2 rRNA genes are annotated in these 5,206 nt (G+C 56.8%); both read left to right on the plus strand.

Features of this window, described 5'->3' with window-relative positions:
- Positions 1-241: 241 nt before the first annotated feature.
- Positions 242-1,766: ribosomal RNA gene (locus ACZ5D2_RS40775) — 16S ribosomal RNA — on the plus strand.
- 285 nt (positions 1,767-2,051) lie between these two features.
- A 23S ribosomal RNA gene (locus ACZ5D2_RS40780) occupies positions 2,052-5,174 on the plus strand.
- The 16S and 23S rRNA genes sit together here, the layout of an rRNA operon.
- Positions 5,175-5,206: the final 32 nt, after the last annotated feature.

Raw genomic sequence — 5,206 nt, forward strand, 5'->3', positions numbered from 1 at the left:
GAGGGTGAGTACAAAGGAAGCGTCCGTTCCTTGAGAACTCAACAGCGTGCCAAAAATCAACGCCAGAAGTTGATACCCCGTCCACTTCGGTGGATGAGGTTCCTTTGAAAAAGACCTGTGAGGTCGCCTTCGGGTGATGCTTGCAGGCAACCAAACACAGCGAGGACGTTGTGGCGCGTCGGTCATATTCCGACATGACGTGCCCGCTCTAAGTGTGTGTTGACCCGATTACGGGTAAACATTCATGGAGAGTTTGATCCTGGCTCAGGACGAACGCTGGCGGCGTGCTTAACACATGCAAGTCGAACGATGAAGCCCTTCGGGGTGGATTAGTGGCGAACGGGTGAGTAACACGTGGGCAATCTGCCCTTCACTCTGGGACAAGCCCTGGAAACGGGGTCTAATACCGGATAACACTCCTGCCCGCATGGGCGGGGGTTAAAAGCTCCGGCGGTGAAGGATGAGCCCGCGGCCTATCAGCTTGTTGGTGGGGTAATGGCCCACCAAGGCGACGACGGGTAGCCGGCCTGAGAGGGCGACCGGCCACACTGGGACTGAGACACGGCCCAGACTCCTACGGGAGGCAGCAGTGGGGAATATTGCACAATGGGCGAAAGCCTGATGCAGCGACGCCGCGTGAGGGATGACGGCCTTCGGGTTGTAAACCTCTTTCAGCAGGGAAGAAGCGAAAGTGACGGTACCTGCAGAAGAAGCGCCGGCTAACTACGTGCCAGCAGCCGCGGTAATACGTAGGGCGCAAGCGTTGTCCGGAATTATTGGGCGTAAAGAGCTCGTAGGCGGCTTGTCACGTCGGATGTGAAAGCCCGAGGCTTAACCTCGGGTCTGCATTCGATACGGGCTAGCTAGAGTGTGGTAGGGGAGATCGGAATTCCTGGTGTAGCGGTGAAATGCGCAGATATCAGGAGGAACACCGGTGGCGAAGGCGGATCTCTGGGCCATTACTGACGCTGAGGAGCGAAAGCGTGGGGAGCGAACAGGATTAGATACCCTGGTAGTCCACGCCGTAAACGTTGGGAACTAGGTGTTGGCGACATTCCACGTCGTCGGTGCCGCAGCTAACGCATTAAGTTCCCCGCCTGGGGAGTACGGCCGCAAGGCTAAAACTCAAAGGAATTGACGGGGGCCCGCACAAGCGGCGGAGCATGTGGCTTAATTCGACGCAACGCGAAGAACCTTACCAAGGCTTGACATATACCGGAAAGCATTAGAGATAGTGCCCCCCTTGTGGTCGGTATACAGGTGGTGCATGGCTGTCGTCAGCTCGTGTCGTGAGATGTTGGGTTAAGTCCCGCAACGAGCGCAACCCTTGTCCTGTGTTGCCAGCATGCCCTTCGGGGTGATGGGGACTCACAGGAGACCGCCGGGGTCAACTCGGAGGAAGGTGGGGACGACGTCAAGTCATCATGCCCCTTATGTCTTGGGCTGCACACGTGCTACAATGGCCGGTACAATGAGCTGCGATACCGTGAGGTGGAGCGAATCTCAAAAAGCCGGTCTCAGTTCGGATTGGGGTCTGCAACTCGACCCCATGAAGTCGGAGTCGCTAGTAATCGCAGATCAGCATTGCTGCGGTGAATACGTTCCCGGGCCTTGTACACACCGCCCGTCACGTCACGAAAGTCGGTAACACCCGAAGCCGGTGGCCCAACCCGTAAGGGAGGGAGCTGTCGAAGGTGGGACTGGCGATTGGGACGAAGTCGTAACAAGGTAGCCGTACCGGAAGGTGCGGCTGGATCACCTCCTTTCTAAGGAGCACAGTACCGATTGCAGACAAATGTTCTGCACGGTCAGCTCATGGGTGGAACGTTGATTATTTGGCACGGTTTCCAGAACATCCTGTAAGTACTGCTTCGGCGTGGAAAACAGTGATAGTCGAGGGGATCGTGCCTGGCACGTTGTTGGGTATCTGAGGGTACGGCCGTAAGGTCTTATCTTCGCGATGCCGGCCCCAGTGAACCTGGTCCTTAGGGATGAGGGTGATGGGTGGCTGGTCGTTGCTTGAGAACTACACAGTGGACGCGAGCATCTGTGGCCAAGTTTTTAAGGGCGCACGGTGGATGCCTTGGCACCAGGAACCGATGAAGGACGTGAGAGGCCGCGATAGGCCCCGGGGAGCTGCCAACTGAGCTTTGATCCGGGGGTGTCCGAATGGGGAAACCCGGCAGTCGTCATGGGCTGTCACCCATGCCTGAACACATAGGGCATGTGGAGGGAACGAGGGGAAGTGAAACATCTCAGTACCCTCAGGAAGAGAAAACAACCGTGATTCCGGGAGTAGTGGCGAGCGAAACCGGATGAGGCCAAACCGTATGCGTGTGATACCCGGCAGGGGTTGCGCATACGGGGTTGTGGGAATTCTTTTGATCGGTCTGCCGGCCGGTCGGCGAGTCAGAAACCGTTGATGTAGTCGAAGGACATGCGAAAGGTCCGGCGTAGAGGGTAAGACCCCCGTAGACGAAACATCAGCGGCTTGCTTAAGAATCTCCCAAGTAGCACGGGGCCCGAGAAATCCCGTGTGAATCTGGCGGGACCACCCGCTAAGCCTAAATATTCCCTGGTGACCGATAGCGGATAGTACCGTGAGGGAATGGTGAAAAGTACCGCGGGAGCGGAGTGAAATAGTACCTGAAACCGTGTGCCTACAAGCCGTGGGAGCGTCGCTGTATGTGCTTGCACATACAGTCGTGACTGCGTGCCTTTTGAAGAATGAGCCTGCGAGTTAGCGGTGTGTAGCGAGGTTAACCCGTGTGGGGAAGCCGTAGCGAAAGCGAGTCCGAATAGGGCGATTGAGTTGCACGCTCTAGACCCGAAGCGGAGTGATCTAGCCATGGGCAGGTTGAAGCGGAGGTAAGACTTCGTGGAGGACCGAACCCACCAGGGTTGAAAACCTGGGGGATGACCTGTGGTTAGGGGTGAAAGGCCAATCAAACTCCGTGATAGCTGGTTCTCCCCGAAATGCATTTAGGTGCAGCGTCGTGTGTTTCTTGCCGGAGGTAGAGCACTGGATAGGCGATGGGCCCTACCGGGTTACTGACCTTAGCCAAACTCCGAATGCCGGTAAGTGAGAGCACGGCAGTGAGACTGTGGGGGATAAGCTCCATGGTCGAGAGGGAAACAGCCCAGAGCATCGACTAAGGCCCCTAAGCGTACGCTAAGTGGGAAAGGATGTGGAGTCGCAGAGACAACCAGGAGGTTGGCTTAGAAGCAGCCACCCTTGAAAGAGTGCGTAATAGCTCACTGGTCAAGTGATTCCGCGCCGACAATGTAGCGGGGCTCAAGCGTACCGCCGAAGTCGTGTCATTGCAGCAATAGGGCCAACGCCCGCTGTGATGGGTAGGGGAGCGTCGTGTGCCGGGTGAAGCAGCAGCGGAAGCTAGTTGTGGACGGTTCACGAGTGAGAATGCAGGCATGAGTAGCGATACACACGTGAGAAACGTGTGCGCCGATTGACTAAGGGTTCCTGGGTCAAGCTGATCTGCCCAGGGTAAGTCGGGACCTAAGGCGAGGCCGACAGGCGTAGTCGATGGACAACCGGTTGATATTCCGGTACCCGCTTTGAAACGCCCAATATCGAATCAGGCGATGCTAAGTCCGTGAAGCCGTTCCGGACCCTTCGGGGAAAGGAAAGTGGTGGAGCCGACGAACCAGACTTGTAGTAGGTAAGCGATGGGGTGACGCAGGAAGGTAGTCCAGCCCGGGCGGTGGTTGTCCCGGGGTAAGGGTGTAGGCCGAGGGGTAGGCAAATCCGTCCCTCATTAAGGCTGAGACCTGATGCCGAGCCGATTGTGGTGAAGTGGATGATCCTATGCTGTCGAGAAAAGCCTCTAGCGAGTTTCATGGCGGCCCGTACCCTAAACCGACTCAGGTGGTCAGGTAGAGAATACCGAGGCGTTCGGGTGAACTATGGTTAAGGAACTCGGCAAAATGCCCCCGTAACTTCGGGAGAAGGGGGGCCATCACTGGTGATCGGACTTGCTCCGTGAGCTGGGGGTGGCCGCAGAGACCAGCGAGAAGCGACTGTTTACTAAAAACACAGGTCCGTGCGAAGCCGTAAGGCGATGTATACGGACTGACGCCTGCCCGGTGCTGGAACGTTAAGGGGACCGGTTAGTGACCTTTCGGGGTTGCGAAGCTGAGAACTTAAGCGCCAGTAAACGGCGGTGGTAACTATAACCATCCTAAGGTAGCGAAATTCCTTGTCGGGTAAGTTCCGACCTGCACGAATGGCGTAACGACTTCTCGACTGTCTCAACCATAGGCCCGGTGAAATTGCACTACGAGTAAAGATGCTCGTTTCGCGCAGCAGGACGGAAAGACCCCGGGACCTTTACTACAGTTTGATATTGGTGTTCGGTTCGGCTTGTGTAGGATAGGTGGGAGACTTTGAAGCCGTGACGCCAGTCATGGTGGAGTCGCCGTTGAAATACCACTCTGGTCGTGCTGGATGTCTAACCTCGGTCCGTGATCCGGATCAGGGACAGTGTCTGATGGGTAGTTTAACTGGGGCGGTTGCCTCCCAAAGGGTAACGGAGGCGCCCAAAGGTTCCCTCAGCCTGGTTGGCAATCAGGTGTTGAGTGTAAGTGCACAAGGGAGCTTGACTGTGAGACCGACGGGTCGAGCAGGGACGAAAGTCGGGACTAGTGATCCGGCGGTGGCTTGTGGAAGCGCCGTCGCTCAACGGATAAAAGGTACCCCGGGGATAACAGGCTGATCTTCCCCAAGAGTCCATATCGACGGGATGGTTTGGCACCTCGATGTCGGCTCGTCGCATCCTGGGGCTGGAGTCGGTCCCAAGGGTTGGGCTGTTCGCCCATTAAAGCGGTACGCGAGCTGGGTTTAGAACGTCGTGAGACAGTTCGGTCCCTATCCGCTGTGCGCGTAGGAATATTGAGAAGGGCTGTCCCTAGTACGAGAGGACCGGGACGGACGAACCTCTGGTGTGCCAGTTGTCCTGCCAAGGGCATGGCTGGTTGGCTACGTTCGGGAGGGATAACCGCTGAAAGCATCTAAGCGGGAAGCCTGCTTCAAGATGAGTATTCCCACCTCCTTGAGAGGGTAAGGCTCCCAGTAGACGACTGGGTTGATAGGCCAGATGTGGAAGCCCGGTAACGGGTGGAGCTGACTGGTACTAATAGGCCGAGGGCTTGTCCTCAGTTGCTCGCGTCCACTGTGTTAGTTCTGAAG

It is taken from the genome of Streptomyces sp. NPDC031479 (assembly GCF_055581065.1).